The organism is Parachlamydia sp., from assembly GCF_050255895.1.
Classification (GTDB): domain Bacteria; phylum Chlamydiota; class Chlamydiia; order Chlamydiales; family Parachlamydiaceae; genus Parachlamydia; species Parachlamydia acanthamoebae.
In genome coordinates this window covers 1-20,201 of the sequence record NZ_JBFWIR010000040.1, presented here as the reverse complement: position 1 = coordinate 20,201, position 20,201 = coordinate 1, and the positions used below count along the sequence as shown (strand labels likewise).

Annotated in this window: 17 protein-coding genes and 1 pseudogene; 8 read left to right on the top strand and 10 right to left on the bottom strand. The window is 40.5% G+C overall.

Annotated features, from left to right (window positions below; genetic code table 11):
* The first annotated feature begins 202 nt into the window (after positions 1-202).
* Positions 203-1,045 carry a competence protein CoiA gene (locus AB7E63_RS08280; RefSeq protein ID WP_013925567.1) on the top strand — a complete coding sequence of 281 codons (843 nt, stop codon included), beginning with the start codon at positions 203-205 and terminating at the stop codon, positions 1,043-1,045.
* On the opposite strand, the gene AB7E63_RS08275 is transcribed toward AB7E63_RS08280, so the two are convergent.
* The 4 genes from AB7E63_RS08275 to AB7E63_RS08260 are packed head-to-tail and all read right to left on the bottom strand — an operon-like array spanning position 1,042 to position 5,837.
* Entirely contained in the window at positions 1,042-2,268 is a 1,227-nt protein-coding gene (locus AB7E63_RS08275; RefSeq protein ID WP_006341424.1) for an ABC transporter permease, read from the bottom strand. The two genes, AB7E63_RS08280 and AB7E63_RS08275, sit on opposite strands and share 4 nt — an antisense overlap.
* On the bottom strand, positions 2,258-2,935 hold the full coding sequence (locus AB7E63_RS08270; protein WP_013925566.1) for an ABC transporter ATP-binding protein: 678 nt from the start codon (positions 2,933-2,935) through the stop codon (positions 2,258-2,260). The genes AB7E63_RS08275 and AB7E63_RS08270 overlap by 11 nt, the downstream gene beginning before the upstream one ends.
* Positions 2,932-4,410 (bottom strand): efflux RND transporter periplasmic adaptor subunit, encoded by a 1,479-nt coding sequence (locus AB7E63_RS08265; protein WP_006341426.1) that lies wholly within the window; start codon positions 4,408-4,410, stop codon positions 2,932-2,934. Before AB7E63_RS08265 ends, AB7E63_RS08270 begins: the two co-directional genes overlap by 4 nt.
* On the bottom strand, positions 4,407-5,837 hold the full coding sequence (locus tag AB7E63_RS08260; RefSeq protein ID WP_013925564.1) for a TolC family protein: 1,431 nt from the start codon (positions 5,835-5,837) through the stop codon (positions 4,407-4,409). Before AB7E63_RS08260 ends, AB7E63_RS08265 begins: the two co-directional genes overlap by 4 nt.
* Positions 5,838-6,032: 195 nt before the next feature.
* On the opposite strand from AB7E63_RS08260, the gene AB7E63_RS08255 reads away from it, so the two are divergent.
* Entirely contained in the window at positions 6,033-7,088 is a 1,056-nt protein-coding gene (locus AB7E63_RS08255; RefSeq protein ID WP_013925563.1) for a collagen-like protein, read from the top strand.
* A 56-nt stretch (positions 7,089-7,144) separates the two neighbouring features.
* Here the strand turns inward: AB7E63_RS08255 and AB7E63_RS08250 are convergent, their stop codons facing one another.
* Complete coding sequence (locus tag AB7E63_RS08250; protein WP_428419172.1) at positions 7,145-8,677, bottom strand: NADAR domain-containing protein; 1,533 nt, start codon at positions 8,675-8,677, stop codon at positions 7,145-7,147.
* Between the two features lie 241 nt (positions 8,678-8,918).
* Between AB7E63_RS08250 and rpsT the strand changes: the two genes are divergently transcribed.
* From rpsT to AB7E63_RS08225, 5 genes are all read left to right on the top strand, one after another.
* Positions 8,919-9,209 (top strand): 30S ribosomal protein S20, encoded by a 291-nt coding sequence (gene rpsT, locus AB7E63_RS08245; protein WP_006341433.1) that lies wholly within the window; start codon positions 8,919-8,921, stop codon positions 9,207-9,209.
* Between the two features lie 192 nt (positions 9,210-9,401).
* Positions 9,402-10,760 (top strand): phosphoglycerate transporter protein PgtP, encoded by a 1,359-nt coding sequence (pgtP, locus tag AB7E63_RS08240; RefSeq protein ID WP_006341434.1) that lies wholly within the window; start codon positions 9,402-9,404, stop codon positions 10,758-10,760.
* A gap of 215 nt (positions 10,761-10,975) precedes the next feature.
* Complete coding sequence (locus tag AB7E63_RS08235) at positions 10,976-11,650, top strand: HAD family hydrolase (protein ID WP_006341436.1); 675 nt, start codon at positions 10,976-10,978, stop codon at positions 11,648-11,650.
* Positions 11,651-11,738: 88 nt separating this feature from the next.
* Positions 11,739-13,385, top strand: coding sequence for a CocE/NonD family hydrolase (locus tag AB7E63_RS08230; protein ID WP_006341437.1), 1,647 nt, complete (start codon positions 11,739-11,741; stop codon positions 13,383-13,385).
* Positions 13,386-13,400: 15 nt separating this feature from the next.
* Entirely contained in the window at positions 13,401-14,102 is a 702-nt protein-coding gene (locus tag AB7E63_RS08225; RefSeq protein WP_006341438.1) for an NTP transferase domain-containing protein, read from the top strand.
* Here the strand turns inward: AB7E63_RS08225 and AB7E63_RS08220 are convergent.
* The 4 genes from AB7E63_RS08220 to AB7E63_RS08205 form a co-directional block, all read right to left on the bottom strand.
* Positions 14,060-14,821 carry a lipoate--protein ligase family protein gene (locus AB7E63_RS08220; protein WP_006341439.1) on the bottom strand — a complete coding sequence of 254 codons (762 nt, stop codon included), beginning with the start codon at positions 14,819-14,821 and terminating at the stop codon, positions 14,060-14,062. The two genes, AB7E63_RS08225 and AB7E63_RS08220, sit on opposite strands and share 43 nt — an antisense overlap.
* Before the next feature lie 7 nt (positions 14,822-14,828).
* Positions 14,829-16,667 carry a tRNA uridine-5-carboxymethylaminomethyl(34) synthesis enzyme MnmG gene (gene mnmG, locus AB7E63_RS08215; RefSeq protein WP_006341440.1) on the bottom strand — a complete coding sequence of 613 codons (1,839 nt, stop codon included), beginning with the start codon at positions 16,665-16,667 and terminating at the stop codon, positions 14,829-14,831.
* A 655-nt stretch (positions 16,668-17,322) separates the two neighbouring features.
* Positions 17,323-18,093, bottom strand: a complete 771-nt coding sequence (locus AB7E63_RS08210) for a hypothetical protein (RefSeq protein WP_006341442.1) — start codon at positions 18,091-18,093, stop codon at positions 17,323-17,325.
* 132 nt (positions 18,094-18,225) lie between these two features.
* Complete coding sequence (locus AB7E63_RS08205; RefSeq protein WP_241208994.1) at positions 18,226-18,552, bottom strand: hypothetical protein; 327 nt, start codon at positions 18,550-18,552, stop codon at positions 18,226-18,228.
* Between the two features lie 467 nt (positions 18,553-19,019).
* Between AB7E63_RS08205 and AB7E63_RS08200 the strand changes: the two genes are divergently transcribed.
* Complete coding sequence (locus tag AB7E63_RS08200) at positions 19,020-19,892, top strand: hypothetical protein (RefSeq protein WP_006341445.1); 873 nt, start codon at positions 19,020-19,022, stop codon at positions 19,890-19,892.
* On the opposite strand, the pseudogene AB7E63_RS08195 reads toward AB7E63_RS08200, so the two are convergent.
* A pseudogene (locus AB7E63_RS08195) lies at positions 19,872-20,201 on the bottom strand (RNA polymerase factor sigma-54); the annotation flags it as partial. The gene AB7E63_RS08200 and the pseudogene AB7E63_RS08195 overlap by 21 nt on opposite strands.

The following is a 20,201-nucleotide window of genomic DNA, read 5'->3' as shown; positions in this document are numbered from 1 at the left end:
GATGAATCCTTCATCAATATACGTTTGTTTTTTCCGTTCGCCCGAAAAATCAGTAGAGCAATTTTGTGACGATTGGGTAGTTTTTGTCAAGGTTGAGCTGATTGCATTATAGAGAGTTGGAGATTAATCTCAAGATTATTTTAAGTATTTGTATAAAAGTTTTTGACTAATCGGTGTGTTTACTAGCCATATGAGGTGCATTATGCAACTTTTTGCGTTCAATCTTCACAATCAATTAGTAGCCGCGGTTCATGCTGAAAAACATTGCGATTATATTTGTTTGGAATGTCAAAAGGCCGTTCGATTAAGAGGTGGCCGTCACAGACAGAAGCATTACTATCATTTGCAAATCAATCAAGCCTGCTCTTTGCATCGCAAAAGCATGGAGCATATCCAGGTTCAAACCTACCTTTATCGCTTACTTCCCGAAAATGATTGTGTGCTTGAATGTTCTTTTCCTACCGTTTCTCGCATCGCGGATGTCGTTTGGAAATCTAAAAAATTGATTTTCGAAGTGCAATGTTCACCCATTACACAAGAAGAGGTGCAAAATCGATGCCAGGATTATCGAAGTTGTGGCTATGAGATTATTTGGATTTTGCATGAGAAAACCTTCAATCGGTGGAAGTTATGCGCTGCAGAAGTTTTTTTACAGGATCAAACCCATTATTTTACCAACATGAATAAGGAAGGGAAGGGGATGATTTATGACTGCTATGCCTCGATTGAAAGGGGGGTACGAAAAAAGCGGATGAAACCAGTGGAAGTCCAGCTGAATTTGCCTACTTTACTCAACGAATCCGGAAAAAATCTTCCCCAATTCTTGAAAAAGCGTTTGGAAACGTGGCATTTACATTTCGAAGGAGATCTTGTAACCCGATTTTTTAATCAAGCTTATGATTTTCAAGAAATCATCTCAATCGAACAAAAAAATGAGACGAAACCGCTAACGTGGATTCAGGCCGCGAAATATGCACTATACTTCTGTATAATGCGCCCTTATCGTTTAGTTTTTCAGCTTTTCTTAGAAAAACATTCCAACTAGAAATGGCGCAAAGCATTAATCGGATTCATACGAGCCGCCTTAACAGCAGGATAAAGTGCAGAGCATAAACCCACAAGAGTTGCCATGCTAACGGCTAGCAAGACAGACCAAAGGGTGATCAAGGATTCCCATTCTGCATAATAGGTAATCAGTTCTGTGAGAGCAAGAGCACCCAAAATTCCTAAAAAAACTCCAGAAAGAGTTAAAAGCAGAGATTCCACTAAAAATTGCTTCGCAATATGGTACTGATTCGCTCCAACAGCTCGACGAATTCCGATCTCTCTGGTTCTTTCTGTGACGTTTGCTAACATGATATTCATAATTCCAATCCCCCCGACGAGAAGAGAAATCGCCGCAACACTCCCAAGAACAATATTGAATGTCATTTGTGTGCGATTAGCTTGATGCTGAAGCTCTTGGGGGATCACGACTTGATAATCCTCAATTCCTTTATGGGTGTGATTTAAGATATGATGAATCGTTTTGGCCGTTTGGTTGATATCTTGATTACTTTTTACCTGAAAAGCGATCTCTGTAAGGGCATCATCGTGTAACCAAGTTTTACGCGGAAGCGTTTTATCAATGCCCAGTGGGACATAGATAATTCGATTTAAATTGCGTGAAGTCATCACGTTCGTTTTTCCAGGAATCCAGTGCTTGTGGTCTAGGATCCCCACAATTTTAAACGAAATATGATCGATCGAAATGTTTTGAGAAACGTGCCCTTTTTTTCCCAATTCTTTAGCCACATCATAGCCTAAAATGCAAACATGCTGTTTTTGTTGCTGGTCCAAAGGGCAAAGTAAGCGTCCTCGGTTAATGTCGAGGCCTTTGAGTTCAAAAAAAGAAGGGCTTACGGCTAAAATCTCGGGTGTAAAAGCTTGGTTTTCAATTTGCAAATTTCCCTTGAGGACTTTAAAACAGGCGTTTGCAGAGATGCAGGAGAGGTTGGAAATGATCTGGGCGTCCATGAGTGTTAAGCCTTTCACATATTGCTTTTGCCTTTCCTGCTGTTGTGCTTCTGTTAAGTCGGTTTGGCGCAAGATAATGTGATTCATCCCAAGCTGTTCAATTTGCCGCAATGTTTCTTGTTTTGCGCCTTCCCCAATTGCCAGCATGGCAATGAGAGCAGCGACACCAAAAAAAATTCCTAAGGCACTTAAAAATGTGCGTAAACGTTGTAAGAGGAGGGAACGGATTCCTTGCTTAATGTCATTGATCATGGATGATTTGTCCGTCCCGCATTTTGATTGTTCTTTGACAGTGTGTACTGACACTCGGATCGTGCGTAATGATTAAAATGGTGACCCCTTGTTGATTGAGATCTTCAAAAAGGGTGAGGATGGAATTGCCTGTTTCCGTATCGAGGTTTCCTGTAGGTTCATCTGCCAAGATAAAGGTTGGGTTAATCGCAAAAGCACGCGCAATAGCTGTGCGCTGCATTTCACCCCCAGAAAGTTGATTGGGACGGTGTGTCAGACGATGGGAAAGGCCGACTTTGTCAATTGCATATAAAACGCGCTCTTTGACCTCTTTCGGATGTGGTTGATATAAAAAAGGCAGCGCTACGTTATCATAGACGCTTAACTGAGAAATTAAATTAAATGACTGAAAAACAAAGCCAATCTGGGTTGCCCGAATGGTCGAAAGGGTGATGTCACTCAAGTGCGCGACATTTTGATCCATTAAAAAATATTCGCCTTTCGTTGGTGGATCGAGACAACCCAAAATATTCATTAGGGTGGATTTGCCCGAACCAGACGGTCCCATAATTGCGGTCAAAGTGCCGATATGTAGCTCTAAAGACACATTTTTTAAAGCATGGATCTCTGTGTCACCCATGACAAACTTTTTTTCAATCTCTTTCAGAATGGCAAAAGGTTTTGTCATAATGGCTCTTCGGTTTTGGTATAAGAGGGAGGTTCACTTAGACAAATCACATCATTCTCTTTCAATCCATCTAAGATTTCTACCCATTGTTGATTGGCTTTCCCCACTGAAATGGGGTGGCAAAGATACTCGTCTTCTGACGAGAGATAGCAATAATGTTGTTTTTCCATTTCAAAGAGGGCATAGATTGGAATGGTTAAGGCATTGTCGATCTGATCTGAGTGGATGGTGACGTGAGCCGTCATTCCGGGTCTTAAGCGAGAGTCATTTTTATCGAGCGCGATGGTAACATCAAAGTATTTTTCATCACCCATTTTGGTGATATCTGTTAAAGCGAGGACCCCAATTGCATGTACTTTTCCGGAGAAGAAAAGATTGGGATAAGAGTCAATACTGATGGTTGCCTGTTTACCGATGCTTACCTTATGTAAATCGATTTCACGGATGCGCGTTTTAACGAGCATCGAATTAAGGTCGGGGAGGTCCATAATAGGCTGATTTTTTAAAACATTGTCTCCCACACGTGGTTTACGTCGTTGTCCTTGTCTAAAGTCTTCTCGATGTACAACCATTCCTTCATAAGGGGAGAGAATTTCGGTATGTTTGAGTTCTTTGCGAGCATTTTCTAGAGACTCATGCAGGTGTGTGAGCTGCTGTTCAGCTTGGGCGAGAGTGAATTGGGTCGTTTGGATATTATAAGCTGTTGAACGTGCTGCTTCTTCGGCCGTTGAGCGCGCCCGTTTTAAGGCGGCTTCTGCTTTCATGATTTGCATGGGGAGCACGTGATTAACATAGCTTTCGTACTGCATGCGTGCATTTTCGTAGGCTTCCTTCTCTTCATTCAGTTTTTTTTCTGCCTGCCTTTTTTCGCTAGGGTTTAGAAAACCTTGTTGCTCAAGAGATTCTAGATCATTGGCATACCCTTGCATCTCTTCGTATTTGATGGCCGCTTTTTGGACAAGTCCTTGCAGTCTTGCCTTTTCAAGGGGACCATCTCCTTCAATAATCTTTTTAATTTCTAAATGAGCCGTGTCTTCTTCGAGGGTAGCCATTTTTTGATCATGTTCGGCTGCGGAAATATCCCATGCTAGCTTATGCTTCAGGCCAAGAATTTTGCTTTCCTGCTCTTTAACTTGCTGTTCGAGGTCTTCAATAGTTTCTTCGAAAGGTGTGGCATCGAGCTTGACCAGCAATTTATTTGCAGGGACACTTGTTCCGTCGGCAATTAAATAGATGATTTTTCCTAAATCCCCTCTGACAGCGGAGGCGATTAAGGTGGATTGAGCAGCCTCTAGCTCGCCAGTGGTTTCAACATTCACTGCAAAACTTCTTTTTTTGACTTCATAAGTCATCATTTCTGGAAGATTAGATTTAGGAGGATAGGGATGCTCTTGAAGGGAAAGAAAATAGATCCAAGTCGCTAAGCCCCCTACAAAAAAGCTCCACTTGACTAATCCAAACAAGACTTTTTTCATCGACATGTCTCTTCTCTATCAATTAAAACCCCCATTGCTGCAAGGAGTCGATATTCTTCTATAATGTGTTCGATAATGGAACTGATCAAACCGTTTTGTGCCATACGTGTTGATTTTTCGGCTTGAATAACATCAAAGTTGTTGGCCATTCGATGTTCAAACTTTGCTTTAGCTAGATGATATTCTCCTTGAAAGTTTTTAATTTGTTTTTCTTGGGAGGCTATCCGATCTAGCGTACGGTCCAGTGCTCGCATCATTCTTTTGATTTCTAGGATTAGATTATTTTTAACCATAAAAAAATTACGTTTGGCATTATCGACATTCATTTGACTTTGTTCGTAGGCATTTTTCTCATGGAAATTGTCAAAGTTTGCTGTGGAAGTGGTCAATCCAATCCCCCATTTGCTTTCCCTTTTTCCTGAATATGTACGTGTTAAAATCTCATCTCGAGCAGAAGAGCTGTAATCGACTAAAAAATTAAAGTCTGGAGTTAGATTGATTTTGGCTATTTTTGCCATTCGTTTGCTTTCGCAGACATAATCATGTGCTTGCTCGAGTTCTAGACGCTTATTTAAAGCTGTTTTAATGGCTTCATCGATTGAGATATCAACTGGAGAGTATTCGAGAGAGACGTTGGCTTCAAATTCTTGATCGCAATCCAAAAACAGAAGTTCTCTGACACGATCTTTAGCATCTTGTAAACGTTCTCTGGATTGTTCTTTTTGATCTTGAGCATGTCGGAGTTCAATTTCGGCGCGATAGACATCGAGCGCGTCAGACAATCCAATGGATTCTTTAACACGTGTGGCATCGGTAAATTTTTTTAAACGTTCATAAGATTCCGTATCCAGCACCAACATTTTTTCTTGTTTAACCACTTCATAGAGTGACTGGATAATTTGAATCATGATATTGATTTGTGTCAGAAGCAAGGAACGGGTTGCTGTGCGTACAGAAAACTGGGATGAATGCAGAGGAGATAAAAAGTAATCGTAATTAAAAGCTCTAAAGAGAGGCTGAGAGATACATGCGCGGAAGAGAGAGTCATATTTATGAGCAGCCTTCATAAGAGATGGAGAAATGGTGATTTCAGTTCCAAAGGGGAATTTTTTAACAAGATCGATTCCTCCCCCGATGGTCGCGCCAGATCCTGTTTTACCTCCCCCTACATAGCCAATATCTCCACGTCGAAAAACTTTTAAGCCGAACTCCTTTTCGTGCAGTTCAACACCTAGTTCCGCCGATTCTAATTTGGCGTAAGCATCTAAAACATTTTGATTTCTCTCCCAGGCTAAGTTAATTGCATTTTCAATCGTTAAATTTAAAATGCACTTTTCGTCTCCATATAAAGGCATAAAGAAGCAATGAAAGAGCGCGATTAAGCAGATGTAAGCTTTGGTCATACGAAAGTTTTTCTTTTGTGACATTAATTAATGCGTATCCTAGAAATAAAACTGATTTTGTGTAAACTTTTTTGTTCTGGAATGCTTTTTTCAAATTTTTTTGTTCCATAAATATCTAGTTTTCAAAGGAAATGAAAAACTAAACGATAAAAATATTTTTTTAATTTAAATAATTCTTTATATGCTGGTTTACACAAAAGAAAAACAAGGAGGTTATGTGTGAAATTAGCCAAAATATTAAACAAGGGAATGGGGATATTAGCCATATGCTCTACACTTTGTTTAAATCTACCAACAAATCTTCATGGAGTTGAATACGCAACCCCGTACGATTGCGAATTTCGAGATGAAGCTCAAAATCCGGCGAATGTGCCGCCTCAATTTATGCATAATCCGGAATCTCAATCCACTGGATGTGAATATCCTTGTTGTCCTCAACCCGATCCTTGCTGCAGAAGTTCTTCTCGGTGGCAAATCATTAGTAGTATCATTTTAGGTGCCGCTGCAGGTGCAATTGCTGGGTATGCTTCAGGAAATGGAAGAAGGGGGAGCAGAGGTTCTGACGGAATTCCAGGGGCGCAGGGTGATCCTGGGGCACAAGGCCCAGCTGGAGCAACAGGTCCATCAGGCGGGCCCCCGGGACCGACAGGACCAGCCGGTGCCACAGGGTCTCAAGGGCCTGTAGGAGCACAAGGACCCGCAGGATCACAAGGATTGATTGGGCCTCAGGGACCTCAAGGGATTGCCGGTAATACAGGCGCGACAGGACCAGCTGGACCGACAGGGCCAACTGGACCTGCTGGAGCAGCGGGCGCTATTGGGGCGACAGGAGCTACCGGAGCAACAGGTGCGACTGGGGCAACGGGTGCTACAGGAGCGAATCCCTTTACACCGGATGTTGGAGCAAGCTTGACCTTTAACTTCAACATGACACTTGGATTAGGTTTATTTAGTGTTGGACCAACTCCCTACGTGGTGACACCAGATGGTACGGTATTGACTGCACTACCATTTGATCCGACCATCATTATTTTGCAAAACAGACAGATTGTCGTGAACAATCCAGTGTTTGGAAACTACACAATGGGTGTGCAAACAGCACCGGCGTTGTTAAACGTGAGCTTGAGCTTACAGAATAACGTTGTGGCCTTTAGACCGCCGGCATCAACAATCACTGTTGCAGTTCCCTTGGCGATTACTCTAGGTGCATTGGCGCCTGCAACACAATTTGCTGCCGAATATGATTATGGACCAGCGGGAACAGTTCCCCAATAATCCATAGAATGATAAAAGACCTCTTCTAACAGGTTTGTCAGGAGAGGTCTTTTGCTTTAGTGAATTGAGTAAGGGGGATTAAAGCTATTGAACATTTGCTTAGCCAAATTTGCATAGCCTGATACAGGATCTTCTGTATCTTTCAAGAATCGCTTTTTTTCAGGGTCAGCTGGATCCAGGGGGGCAAATTTAGGCATAGATTGACGATCTCGGATATGCATCAACATTTTTCCTAACATGTTAAAACCTTCTCCATTATTGTTGTCAGACCAGTAATAATCTTTGCCTGTCTTATTATTGTGTTCTAACAAATAGGCATCGTTTGTCGCGCGGAGTAAGCCGTTAAAAGTTGGATCTTTGAACTTATTCTCTAAGATTTCCCACATGGCCTTATCTCTTTCCCCATTTCGCCAATTGACCGGAGATATTTTATACTTTTTCCAGGCAATCTCATCTAGTCTTCTGCTAATTTGGAAGGCACCTTCTCCATCCGAAGTAAAGAAGTTGTTCTGCGTGGATTTCATCGCTTTTTCCAGTTCTTTAGCTACGGGTTGACCTTTATTTTGTTGAATGATCAGGTCAAACTTTCTCCATTGAAAAGCGGCTTCAGCACAATCGAATTTTTTTCCAAAAACAGATAATTTATTAGGGCAAAGGGCAAAATTTCCAAGAAATTCAGATGGCCCAGATTTATAAAACCCAATCCAACCATATGCTGTAGCTATGGTGCTAATTTCTTTTTCTTTTAGTGTTTGAGTTGGCACATTGGTACTCCTACTGGTGCTCGATGAGCTTCCACTTTTTAAAAAGGGATCGGGGTCTTCAGACTTTCCAAATAGCTGGCCAACAAGCTTATTTGTTTCATCGACCTCCAATATGAGAAAAAGTTCTTCCTTCATCCTTTGTATGGGATTTTCAGAATCTTTTACTTGGTTATAAACCTCTATAACATGCCCAATTGATCGAGGATCAATGTTTAAATCTTGGCAAATCTTTCTGATTTTATCTTCAGAGATAGCTGTTGGATTAACCGAGCTAAAAAGCTCAATGATTTTATGGTTTTTAATAGCGCGGTAATCTTTTGAGCCTATAATTAGTGATGAAAGGCCATTCTTCATTGTTTGCTGTGGGTTTTCGCTGGCAAATGCTTTGTCAACTAGCTCCATTACTTGATCATATGCGTCTTTGCCGATCTTTCCATCTAATTTCTCCTGGATCATTTCACGAATTTTAGGCTCAATCCCTCCAAAAGCATTTGCAAAAACGTTTGAGATTTTCACGAGATGTTTGGGATGATTTTTATTGTGAATCAGAATTTTTGTGCCGATTTTTGCGTAAAAATCATTCCAGTTCATTTTCTTGTTGTGATTTTCCAGTGAAATGTGGTTTTTTTCAACAAATTTGACAATCTTATCTAGGTTATAGCTTTTGAAGCCGAGAAACATTTTAAAGCGAGTAAAAGCATTTTTTTTCTCTGCTTTTAGTTGTTCATTACCGGTTTTATCTTTCGTCAGGCGCAATACATGGGGTTTATCATTAGAAGGATTAGTATATGTAAATATAGCGTTTACACTGTTTTGTATACTCATAAAATTATTGATCCTCATTATTATTAAATTATAATTTACATGTATTATATATTAAATTGTTGCCGTTTGTCAAAAACGAAAGTAAAAGAGAATGAAGTCAGCGATATATTTTTATTTGGAGTTTTCTTTAGTTGGAGACGTCGAGGAATTTTACACTTTGACGAATTTTGCAAATACGGGTATACTCAATTTCTTTAAATCCTAAAAAAATTTCATGATTTAACTAAAATTTAGAGGAAAAATGGCTAAAGAAGCTCCAGTTAAGAAAAAAGAAAGAGTCCCAACACCCCTAAAGCGTGATTTGCAGAACGAAAAACGTCGTTTGAGAAACAAAGCGTTTAAGTCTAGCGTTCGTACAGCAATTCGCCAATTCGAAGAAACTGTTGCGAAAAAAGATCCTGCTTTAATTACAGAACGCTTGAATGAAGTGTATAGCCTCATGGATAAAGGCGTAAAAAAGGGTGTGTACAAACTCAATAAAGCTAGCCGTACAAAATCTCGTTTGGCAGCTCACGCAGCAATTCCTGCATAATTCAATTTTAAGCCTGCATGTTTCTACATGCGGGCTTTATTTTTGTATGTCTTCCCCCTTCTTAAATTTCTTATTCTTTGACGTTTATTTCCTTCAGTTATTCGACATGAAAGACCAAAGTGCTTGAACATTATTAAGTATAGGGGCTAAAAAAGAGTACGATCATTTACCTTTAACTTTTTGGAGTTGTGCATGAGGTTTCTGCCCAAATTTTTGGAACCCGCCCCGATTCTTCCAGAAATTCAAGATCCTGAAGAAATTAATAAGCAATATAGATATTGGCGCATCCGCATTTTGTATTCGATGTTTATTGGATATGCATTGTTTTATTTCACTCGAAAAAGCTTTACTTTCGCTATGCCGGGTATGATTGCTGAGTTGGGCTATGACAAAAGTCAGCTAGGGATTTTAGCGAGTGTTTTTTCCATTGCCTATGGAACAAGTAAATTTGCTAGCGGAATTATATCTGACCAATCGAATGCACGCTACTTTATGGCAATTGGGTTAATGATTACAGGTGTGATTAACATTTTGTTTGGAATGTCATCGTCGCTTTTCTTGTTTGTCTTATTTTGGGGATTGAATGGATGGTTCCAAGGTTGTGGGTGGCCTCCTTGTGCGCGTCTTTTAACGCATTGGTATTCCCATTCCGAAAGAGGTTCTTGGTGGTCGACTTGGAATGTTTCTCATAATGTCGGGGCTTTTTTGATTCCATGGATTGTCGGTTTTTGCATTTATTATTTTGGTGGCTGGCGTGCGGGGATGTACGTACCGGGGATAATTTGTATCTTATCTGGCTTTTTTCTCATTAATCGACTTAGAGATACACCTCAATCTATCGGTTTACCTCCCGTTGAAAAGTTTCGCAATGAAGGGCAGGTTGATGAAAAAGATGAGAAAAAAATCTCGACAAAAGAAATTCTCGTTGAATACATTCTAAAAAATCCCATGATTTGGCTTTTATCCTTTGCTTATTTTTTTGTGTATTTTGTGAGAACGGGGGTTAACGATTGGACCGCACTTTATCTCATTGAAGTTAAGGGGTATACACAATTGAAAGCGAACGGATGTGTCTCGCTATTTGAAGTCGGTGGCTTTTTTGGGAATTTGGTGGCGGGTTGGGCCTCTGATTATTTCTTTTCAGCAAGAAGAGGGCCTGTTAACGTTCTATTTTCCGCTCTAATGCTCTTGGCAATTTTAGCTTTTTGGCTAGTCCCTGCAGGATATCCGTGGTTAGATTCCATTTCGATGTTAGCTCTGGGATTTGCGATATTTGGACCACAATTATTAATTGGCGTGGCGTGTGCAGAACTATCTCATAGAAAAGCGGCAGCTACAGCGACGGGCTTTGCTGGGTGGTTTGCTTATATGGGGGCTGCAGCTTCTGGATATCCTTTAGGAAAAATCTCTCAAGATATTGGCTGGTCAGGCTTTTTTATCTCGTTAGCTGCTTGTGGTATTCTTTCCATCTTACTGCTTTTACCGTCTTGGTCGGTGACTGAGCGAGGAAAAGTTGTTGCAACGGATGATTCAGCGGCAGAAACTGCTTAAGGAGAGGCGTGTAAATTGATTTAATAAGGGCTCAATGCCATGAAGTTTAGATGTGCACGATAATCCAGGTGAATGCAACATGGGTGAGGGGTTGCTGGTCAGTCTATTATGCACTTGGATCTGCGTTTAATTCCTTGCTATAAGGAAGATATGGATGATCCACGGGGCGGAGTGCGCGGGGGGTATTCCACAAAAACAAAAATAGGGACATTGCGATGTATAAATTGGTTATTTTTGATTGCGATGGTGTTTTAGTGGATAGCGAGATGATTGCGAATCGTATTGATGCAGAGGCTCTCACAGCAATTGGTTATCCCATTACGGCAGAAGAAAGTATTAAGCAATTTGTGGGGATGAGCACAAAAAGTGTGTGTGAAAAAATTTTAAATGAGTCCGGATGCCAGATTTCCCCTCATTTTTTCTCAGAACAACAAACGGCTGTTTTAGAAGCGTTTAAAATCGAATTGTGCTCGCTTATTGAGCCTGTTCTCGAATTTTTGACAGCGCAGTCAATCATGCGTTGTGTCGCCTCTAGTAGTTCCAAAGAGCGCATTTTTCGCAGCTTAGAAATCACCGATCAAATCCGATTTTTTGAAACCAAAGCGATTTTTTCTTCTCAGCAAGTGAGTCGGGGAAAACCGGCTCCCGATCTATTTTTATTGGCAGCAAATCAAATGGGATGTGCTCCCGCAGAATGCCTTGTGATAGAAGATAGCTCAGCCGGCATTCAGGCGGCTTTAACTGCCGGAATGGATGTAGTGGGTTTTATGGGCGGTAGTCATGCAGGCTATGATTGGTATCAACAAAAAGTCATACCATATGACATTCCCATGGTTTATCATCAAAATGAATTGCTTGAATGGATAAAAAAACATTTTCTCTCGTCATAAAAATTGACAAAATTCCACTTTTTTACGTGCTCTTTTGGGCTTAAAGATGGTATAAGAAGTTGTTTTCTTTTAGCATTTTGAGGTTATTGTGGATAAAAAGCGTTTGATTCACGTTTGTTTTATTTTATTTTTTTGTTTATCTGGAGCTTTTCTATGTGGAGAAGGCTTCAATTTTCCTGAGCCCGATCAAGTGATCATGATTAGAATGCGTGATGGAAGAGAGCTTCCTACTGCGATTTATTTCCCGTCCAACTATGAATCTGAAAAACTTCCTTGCGTTCTCTTGCGCAATCCAGCAGGACCGACAACGCCTTTTGCATTGGCACATGTGCCATTAAAAGAGCGTGGCTACGTAGTCGCCATTCAAACGACGCGCAGTGGATTAGATCCTGAAGGCAAATCTTTTCCTTTTCTAACAGACGGGTGGGGTGAATTGCAAGACGGCTATGACACGGTTGAAGGGCTAGCAAAATGTCCCTGGGCAAACGGGAAAGTGGGCACAATCGGAACATCAGCGATGGGGATCACCCAATTACTTATGGCACCTTCTGCGCCTCCCTCTTTAAAATGCCAGTATGTGCGTTTTGGGCTTGCGAGTATGTATCACCATGCCACTTATCCCAATGGGCAACTCTTAAAAAACCAGGCAGAACGTTGGCTTGGCTACTGTGCTCGTGATCCAGGTGTACACAGTTATGTTTGCACTCATCCTCACTATGACGATTTTTGGAAGCAACTGAATACCATGGACGTGGCTCATCAAGTCAACGTCCCAGGGGTATTGTATGGCGGGTGGTTTGATACATTTATTCAAGGAACGATTGATGCCTTTGTTTCTCGGCAAGAGCAAGGAAATGTGGGGGCCAAAGGTAAGCAAAAGCTTGTGATTGGTCCTTGGCATCATTTTTGGCCATTGACTATGGCTTTGGGGGACTTTCAAGTTCCTGTTGCAGGCATTGCTCCTCCTGTTGACGTCTCGCCAGAACGTTGGCTGGATTTTTACTTAAAAGATGAGAACAATGCCAATGACTGGCCAACTGTGCTTTATTATGTGATGGGGCCGTTTGATGGAACGCCTTCAAAAGGGAATACATGGAAATCAGCCGATCAATGGCCGCCTGCTGCAAAAGAAACGCCTTTTTACTTCACGCAAGATAAAGCGCTTAAAAGTACACTATCGACAAATCAGGGAAGTCTGACTTATTTTTACGATCCCAATCATCCTGTTCCGACTATTGGTGGAAGGAATTTGTTTTTGGAATCGGGACCTAAAGATCAACGTGAAATTGAAAAAAGAGACGACGTTGTGGTTTTTACTTCCGCCCCTCTTGAAGAAGATTTGGAAATTACGGGTCGATTAACGGCAAAGGTGTATCTAACTTCTTCTGTTTCTAATACGGATGTCTCCGTGCGTTTAAGTGACGTTTACCCAGATGGAAAAAGCATTCTGATTGCTGATGGTCAATATCGGCCAGGGATTCATTCAAAAGATGAAGTTTTGGATCCTTCTAAACCTTTAAAGGTTGAAGTAGATCTGTGGTCTACTAGCCAGGTTTTTGCGAAAGGCCACTCGGTACGTGTTGTCATTACGAGCTCAAATTATCCACGCTTTGAAAAAAATCCTAATATTGGGTTATTAGGAGAATATTCAGGCAAATCGACAATCGCGCGCAATGCGATCCATGTGGGAAATGAGTGTCCTTCATGCATCATTTTGCCAGTTGTGGATAAATAAACAAAAGGCGAGCGCATGAAAGCGGTTATTTTGGCTGCTGGAGCAGGGAAAAGGCTGGGAAGCGAACAGGGTCCCAAGCCTTTGACTAAGTTGTTAAATGGGCAATCGATTCTGGAGCTACAACTAGAGCGCTTAGCTCCCTATCTTTCCATCCACGATACATTAATCGTGGTGGGATATCAGAAAGAAAAGGTGTTAGATGCCTTTCCAGATGCCCTATTTGTCTATAATGCCCATTTTGCCGAGGAAAATACGGCAAAAAGTCTATGGCGCGCATTTCAAAAAATTGATGATGATGTTCTTTGGATGAATGGCGATGTGGTCTTCCATCCTTCTGTGCTTGAAAAGGTTCTAGCCTATCGTGCGACTTGCATGGCGGTCAATATCGAAATTGTGGGGAAAGAAGAAGTTAAATATCGTACCAAAGAAGGTCGTTTGATTATCGAAATTTCAAAAGAAGTGGAGTATCCCGAAGGAGAAGCGGTAGGGATTAATTTTGTCTCTAAGCAGGATTTGCCTTTGCTCCGTGAAAATCTTAAAAAGTGTCCAGATAAAGAGTATTTTGAAAAGGCCATTCAATGGAGCATAGATTCTGGGATGCGAGTGGCACCTATAGAAATTGCAGCCAATCGTTGTATAGAGGTTGATTTTCCACGTGATTTGCAAAAGGCTAATCAACTAATAGCAGATTGGATGAAAGAGGACAAATCCACATAATTTGTGGCCTGTCGATGAGGTTTTTTTTGGATTTCCAACAAATCTTCAAGGGGAATTTCAGTTACTTCATAGCGCTGATGCAATGTTGATAGCATTTGTGCTTCCATCTGTTCTTTTGTGGAAAATTGCTCTTTTAGGGTGCAGAGAAAATCGGTATGCGCGCGCGCGTTACGATAATTAGGGGTCTTTTTGGGTAGAAGTAAATAGTCCATTGCAAGCGGATCGAAGTCCCATAAAAAAGATGTGTGATGCGAGATGCGGTCACGTCGAATGTACTGTGCGTTGCCTCCAAACTTGCGAGTTCCAAATACGTAATCATTTTCGAGTAGTTGAAACTCTTCCCCACAAAAAACATTTGTATAAAAACGCTTAGCCCACTGGTGGATATGCTCAGGATAGGCGGGTGCTTGTAAAAGATTGTTTTGTACAATAAAAGAAACAAAATAGGTATTTGCATCCACATAAACAGTCCCTCCTCCACTATAGCGACGAATGACTGGAATGGGTGTTTCTTCGAGTTTAGAAAGATTGAGAAGATGCTCAACTTGTCCTGAAATGCCCATCACAATGGCCGGTTCAACAGACGCATTAAGCAAGCACCAATTGCGCGAATCTGTTCTTAACAATGCTTCTTCAATTTGCAATTGTTGAAAGATTGAGCAGCCTTCTAAAAAAGCGATGTGCATGAGTGGTTTTTCGAATGCACTTAATCCTTGCATGGATGCCTTAAGTTTCTATTGTGCGAGGTTTAGCGAGGGCAATCATCAAGATGGAAATGTCAGCAGGGGATACTCCTGAAATGCGGGAAGCTTGTCCAAGAGTAAAAGGAAAGTGCTTTTTCAGCTTTTCTTTTGCCTCATTGCGCAAACCTGAAACAGATGAGAAGTCGAATTTTTCAGGAATGCGGATATTCTCAAGATGCTCAAATTTGGCGACTTCTCCTTTTTGCCTTTCGATATAGCCGGCATAAGAAAGATCCAATTCGATTTGCATGTTGATATCTTCACCATGATCAATCACATCATCGGGATAGTCATTCAATAAGGATTGATAGGTGATCTCAGGTCTACAGAGAAGCTGTGCTAAAGAATAACCCTTACCATTTAACTGTTTAAAGACTTTTCCAAGACGTGCTGTTTCTTCCTGCATCATTTTCTTTTTATGTTGCAGGCGCGCATATTGTTCAGTATTGATAATCCCTTTTTCGTAGCCATAATGGCGGAGACGGAGGTCTGCATTATCTTGACGAAGCAAAAGGCGATGCTCTGCACGGCTGGTAAACATCCGATACGGTTCATCAAGTTTTTTTGTGATCAGGTCGTCAATCATGACACCAATGTAAGCTTCGCTTCTGCTTAGAATTAAAGGTGGTTGACTTAGAGCTTTGCTCGCGGCATTAATCCCAGCAATTAACCCCTGGCCCGCAGCTTCTTCATAGCCTGAAGTTCCGTTGATTTGTCCCGCTAAGAATAACCCTTCTAGGTGTGTTGTTTCTAGAGAAGCAGTCATCTGCCCACTAGTTACATAATCATATTCAATCGCATAGGCGGGGCGCATGATTTCTGCGTTTCTAAGCGCAGGAATACTCTGAATAAAAGCAAGCTGAACATCAAAAGGAAGCGAGGATGAGACACCATTGACATAGATCTCTTCTGTTTGCAAGCCTTCCGGTTCTAAAAAGATTTGGTGACGCTCTTTGTCAGAAAAGCGGACAACTTTATCTTCAATCGAAGGGCAGTAACGCGTGCCGATCCCTTTGATTTGGCCCGAATACATGGGTGAGCGATGAATATTCGCTAAGATAATTTGCTTGGTTTCTTCCGTTGTATAAGTAATATGGCAAGATACTTGCGGAAGGCGAGGACGCTCCACCTCATCAAACGAAAATTTAACGTTTGGATCACCAGGTTGTTCTTCAGTTAAGCTGAAATCGATCGAACGGCGATTGACTCTTGGTGGAGTGCCCGTTTTTAAGCGACCAAGTTTAAACCCGAATTTTTCAAGACTAGCCGAAAGTCCGACTGAAGGTTGATCTCCCGCGCGGCCACCCGAATAGTTTGTCTCTCCAATATGGAGAAGACCGCGTAAGAAAGTTCCTGAAGAGATGATCAATGTCGAGGTGTAATAGATGATACCTTCTTTAGTGATCACGCCTTGGATGCGATCATTTTCAACGATCAGATCCTCAATAGTGCCTTGTTTGATCTCTAAATTAGGTTGTTTCTCGAGGCGGTATTTCACTTCCATTTGGTAGGCATTTTTGTCCGCTTGTGCGCGGGGGGCCCATACAGAAGGTCCTCGAGTAGAATTGAGCATGCGGTATTGGATGCCAGTGACATCCGTCACTTTCCCCATGATGCCACCTAAGGCATCAATTTCACGAACGATGTGTCCTTTCGCAATTCCGCCAATGGCAGGATTGCAACTCATTTTCCCGATTGTATCGAGATTCATGGTGAGTAGGAGTGTTTGAGCACCCATGCCGGATGCAGCAAAAGCGGCTTCGCAACCTGCGTGGCCTCCGCCCATGACTATGACATCGTATTTTTTTGGAAATTTCCACATATTCAGTTACTTGATGCAAAGGAACGTTTTTCCTTCCCGCGCAGCATTAAGTCGTTTGCGGGAAGGAAAGACTACCTATTTGGTTTTATGACGATCGCGGCGGCTGCGTTTTTTACGCTTATGCTTGGATATTTTCGCCTTTCTCTTCTTTTTTACAGACGACATATTGTCTCCAGTTAGATCACGATTAAAATAAATCACAGAAATGCTGTGCTTGCGCAAATGAAGCAAAGTAAAGCATTTGTGTTGAATTCACCCCACGTATGGTATTTCAAACAATAATAAAAAGTAAAGGGCTATTTTTCCGCATATCGCCTCTCAAATACAAAATCTTTATCGAGGGAAAGAGGTAGTGTTAAAATAGTGAATATTTCTAAAATCTTTTGCATGTATGAAAGCTAAAGAAGAGCTACCCAAATGATGATCAAACGTTTTTTTATTTTATTTATGCTTTCAATTAGTCTCTTAAAAGCAGACGTCCAAAAAACGGAGTCTATTTCACAAGAAGATTTCAAAAAACTTGAAAGTTTTTTTGATTATCTCATTGCTGAGAAAAGCCTGTTTCGAAACTTTTCCTGTGCTTTCAAAAATTCTAGTTAACAGCACTGTAAATATTTTTTATATCATCAGGGCTGCTCTAGTAGCTGCGAGCAGTCTATGCACCGTCGGTGAATAGCTTCACAAAAGTTTCAAAGTAATGTTTTTCTTTAAAAGCTTTTTGAAGATTAGATTGGGCGTTTCTAAAGCATTGCACAATCTTCTTATTTTCTTTTTCATTCGATTTGTGATCAATGACCATGCAACCGGGAATTAAATAAGTACTCAAATATCGATTCCATTCTGAGAAGTGTAAAGGAACTAACTTTTGAATAGGACTTCTGTTTGTAAAGGCTATCGCATTATTTCTTCCGAATCCTAGCAAGATTCCCAGCAAAATTGGATTACGGGCGCTGATATACTCTATTCTTTTTGGATGGCAGAGATCTTCTAAAAAATCATTAGCAGTTAGGTTTGAATTTGAATCTTTCTGAAATAAATCTAGATTTTTCTCGATCACTTTTTTTGCTGCTTTTTTGTTTATGATCACGAGGATGTTATATTCGGCTATAAATCTAAATGCAAAGTGCTTAGAAGAAAAAAGGTGTGCGTATTGTTTCCAGGTATTCCACCCATTCCTTTCAATCGAGTAGGTATATCGTTTAAAAAAAGCAGGGAGTATAAATGGTAACGGAATTTTCGAAAGGTCATAAAACTGTTCAATAGAAACAGGTTTTTCTCCACATAAGGTGTATCCAATCGTAGAATGATGGATTAAATAATCAAAAAATCTTTCAAGTTGTTGAAAATCTTTTTGAGAGACTTCCGAAGTATATGCTTGTAAAAAAACAATTTGTAAAATACTGGAATAAAATAAAAAATTTTTCATTTAAGAAAGTGCCTGCAGGATTTAACTTAATTACAGAACATGAGAACGCACAATCAGTGTTAAATACTTGCCCTCTTGTCTTCAGAAAGAAAGAGGGCTTTTCAAATGAGATAAGATTGCTAAAAGCTTTAGTTATTGTTTGCCTGGGAAAAGAAGATTAAAACAAAATCCACAAATTAGCGGAAATCCGCATCTCCAGCAATTTTCAGAAGACATTTTAACTGCGTCAAAATAGACCCCTTCTTCATCCATTTCTAAATGGTTAATAGGAATTAACTGCTCTTCAAAATTGATGAAAATTCCATTTTTAGCAATTTGTACCAACCCTGGTTTTAAATAAATTTTATTGCCATCAATTTTAGCAATCGAGCAGTTGTCATTTGATGCATAAGAAAATGCGGAGATTGAAATAAAAATCATTAGAATAAAAAAAATAATTGGTCGATAAATCTTAGTCATAATGTTTCCTTTTTGTATAAATTCAAAAAAAAACAAGTGGCATGTAAAATTTTTAACTTTAAATAGAGTAAGAAAAATAATCAACGCTTTTAGATTTTTTTCTTACTCTACGAATCGCAAACGTCTCATGTCTAGCAGATCTTTCTTATTAGAATGCCCTGATCTTTATGTATGGATATCCGACATTAATCTATAATTTGTATCCTTCTTCAGGATAAAAGGAATGCCAGCGAACTCATAATTGTAATGATGATTTTCGTTTACAATTTTAGCTGATCTTTTCAACAATCTCTTTTTTCGATAAAATTTTCCTTTTCTGATCCTCATTTAATCGCTGTGACCAATGTATTTCAGTATGGTAAGCCAAGATCCGATCAAAAGTGGGAGACGCAAGCTTTACAATGACTTTTTCCTTTCTGTTTATAAGAAGATGCATTAAAAGGGATGCATTGAAAAGGAAATCGATCATGCTAAGTACGAAAGAAAAATGGATAAATTGGAATGAAGAGGGTTTGCTTCCAGGTCCAGATGAAACGGAACAATCTTTTTTAGAAAGAGCTCATTACTGCCTCAATCTAAAACAACAGATTGCGCAAGCTTTAGGGTCAGCCATCCCATTCCAGGAAGAGGACCTTGCCAATCAATCTTTTTTTCAACCCATTTGGGAGAAGACAGATGCGCTATATGGGATGAAGCCTAGTTGGGTTCCTCTTTTTTTTAGCAATGTCAAACTCGCTCCTTGGCATGGAGGCTGTGCGTGGATTTTTCAGCTCAGTGAGACAGAACCTTTATCCGCCCTTTTGCAATTGCGCAAAAATTTTGCTTACCAACAGAAATACTTAGGCTTGTATGATCGCAATGAGCTCATTGCACATGAACTTGTGCATGTAGGAAGAATGGCTTATCAAGAACCCCAGTTTGAAGAGTTTTTCGCATATCAAACATCCGATTCCTGGTTTCGACGCCTATTTGGTCCTCTCATTCAATCTTCTTATGAAAGTTTATTGTTCGTTTTTTCTCTTTTTTTTGTGCTAATCCTTCAACTTTGGATTCCGCAGGAACCTTTTGCGCAAATCGCGATGTTTCTGCCCATATTATTAATGGCTTATGCTTTGGGAAGGCTTGCTTTCCGGTGGGTGCAATTTAATCAAGCCAAGCAAAAACTTTTTCAACTTTTTCAAAATAAGGAAAAAGCCTGGCATGTCTTGTATCGTTTGACTGATCGCGAAATCAAAACCGTTGGGAAGTTGTCGCCAGAGAAAATCCTTGCCTATTTTGAAGAACACCAAGAAGATTCTTTCCGGTTAAAAGTGCTTTGGTTAACACGATTTTCGAAATAAGCGTCTTTGCTGGGTATTTCCGAGGTTTAGCTCTGCGCGATATTTAGAAACTGTGCGTCGTGCGCAATGAATGCCTTTAATCTCTAGGAGATCAGAGATTTTATGATCTGACAAAGGTTTAGATTTGTCCTCCTTGTCAATGATATCTTTTATTGCCTCTCGGACTGTTTCTGCCGAAATATCGGAAACTTCATCGGTCATGTAAGCATTAGTAAAAAAGAATCGAAAGGGGAGGAGTCCGCGTGGGGTTTCCACATATTTCCCCGCTACAGCACGTGCCACTGTTGATTCATGCAAGCCTAAATTATC

Excerpts from the sequence above, each read along its gene's own strand:
- AB7E63_RS08280 (WP_013925567.1), top strand. The coding sequence starts at position 203 with ATGCAACTTTTTGCGTTCAATCTTCACAATCAATTAGTAGCCGCGGTT.
- AB7E63_RS08275 (WP_006341424.1), bottom strand. The coding sequence starts at position 2,268 with ATGATCAATGACATTAAGCAAGGAATCCGTTCCCTCCTCTTACAACGT.
- AB7E63_RS08270 (WP_013925566.1), bottom strand. The coding sequence starts at position 2,935 with ATGACAAAACCTTTTGCCATTCTGAAAGAGATTGAAAAAAAGTTTGTC.
- AB7E63_RS08265 (WP_006341426.1), bottom strand. The coding sequence starts at position 4,410 with ATGAAAAAAGTCTTGTTTGGATTAGTCAAGTGGAGCTTTTTTGTAGGG.
- AB7E63_RS08260 (WP_013925564.1), bottom strand. The coding sequence starts at position 5,837 with ATGTCACAAAAGAAAAACTTTCGTATGACCAAAGCTTACATCTGCTTA.
- AB7E63_RS08250 (WP_428419172.1), bottom strand. The coding sequence starts at position 8,677 with ATGAGTATACAAAACAGTGTAAACGCTATATTTACATATACTAATCCT.
- rpsT (WP_006341433.1), top strand. The coding sequence starts at position 8,919 with ATGGCTAAAGAAGCTCCAGTTAAGAAAAAAGAAAGAGTCCCAACACCC.
- pgtP (WP_006341434.1), top strand. The coding sequence starts at position 9,402 with ATGAGGTTTCTGCCCAAATTTTTGGAACCCGCCCCGATTCTTCCAGAA.
- AB7E63_RS08235 (WP_006341436.1), top strand. The coding sequence starts at position 10,976 with ATGTATAAATTGGTTATTTTTGATTGCGATGGTGTTTTAGTGGATAGC.
- AB7E63_RS08225 (WP_006341438.1), top strand. The coding sequence starts at position 13,401 with ATGAAAGCGGTTATTTTGGCTGCTGGAGCAGGGAAAAGGCTGGGAAGC.
- AB7E63_RS08220 (WP_006341439.1), bottom strand. The coding sequence starts at position 14,821 with ATGCAAGGATTAAGTGCATTCGAAAAACCACTCATGCACATCGCTTTT.
- mnmG (WP_006341440.1), bottom strand. The coding sequence starts at position 16,667 with ATGTGGAAATTTCCAAAAAAATACGATGTCATAGTCATGGGCGGAGGC.
- AB7E63_RS08210 (WP_006341442.1), bottom strand. The coding sequence starts at position 18,093 with ATGAAAAATTTTTTATTTTATTCCAGTATTTTACAAATTGTTTTTTTA.
- AB7E63_RS08205 (WP_241208994.1), bottom strand. The coding sequence starts at position 18,552 with ATGACTAAGATTTATCGACCAATTATTTTTTTTATTCTAATGATTTTT.
- AB7E63_RS08200 (WP_006341445.1), top strand. The coding sequence starts at position 19,020 with ATGCTAAGTACGAAAGAAAAATGGATAAATTGGAATGAAGAGGGTTTG.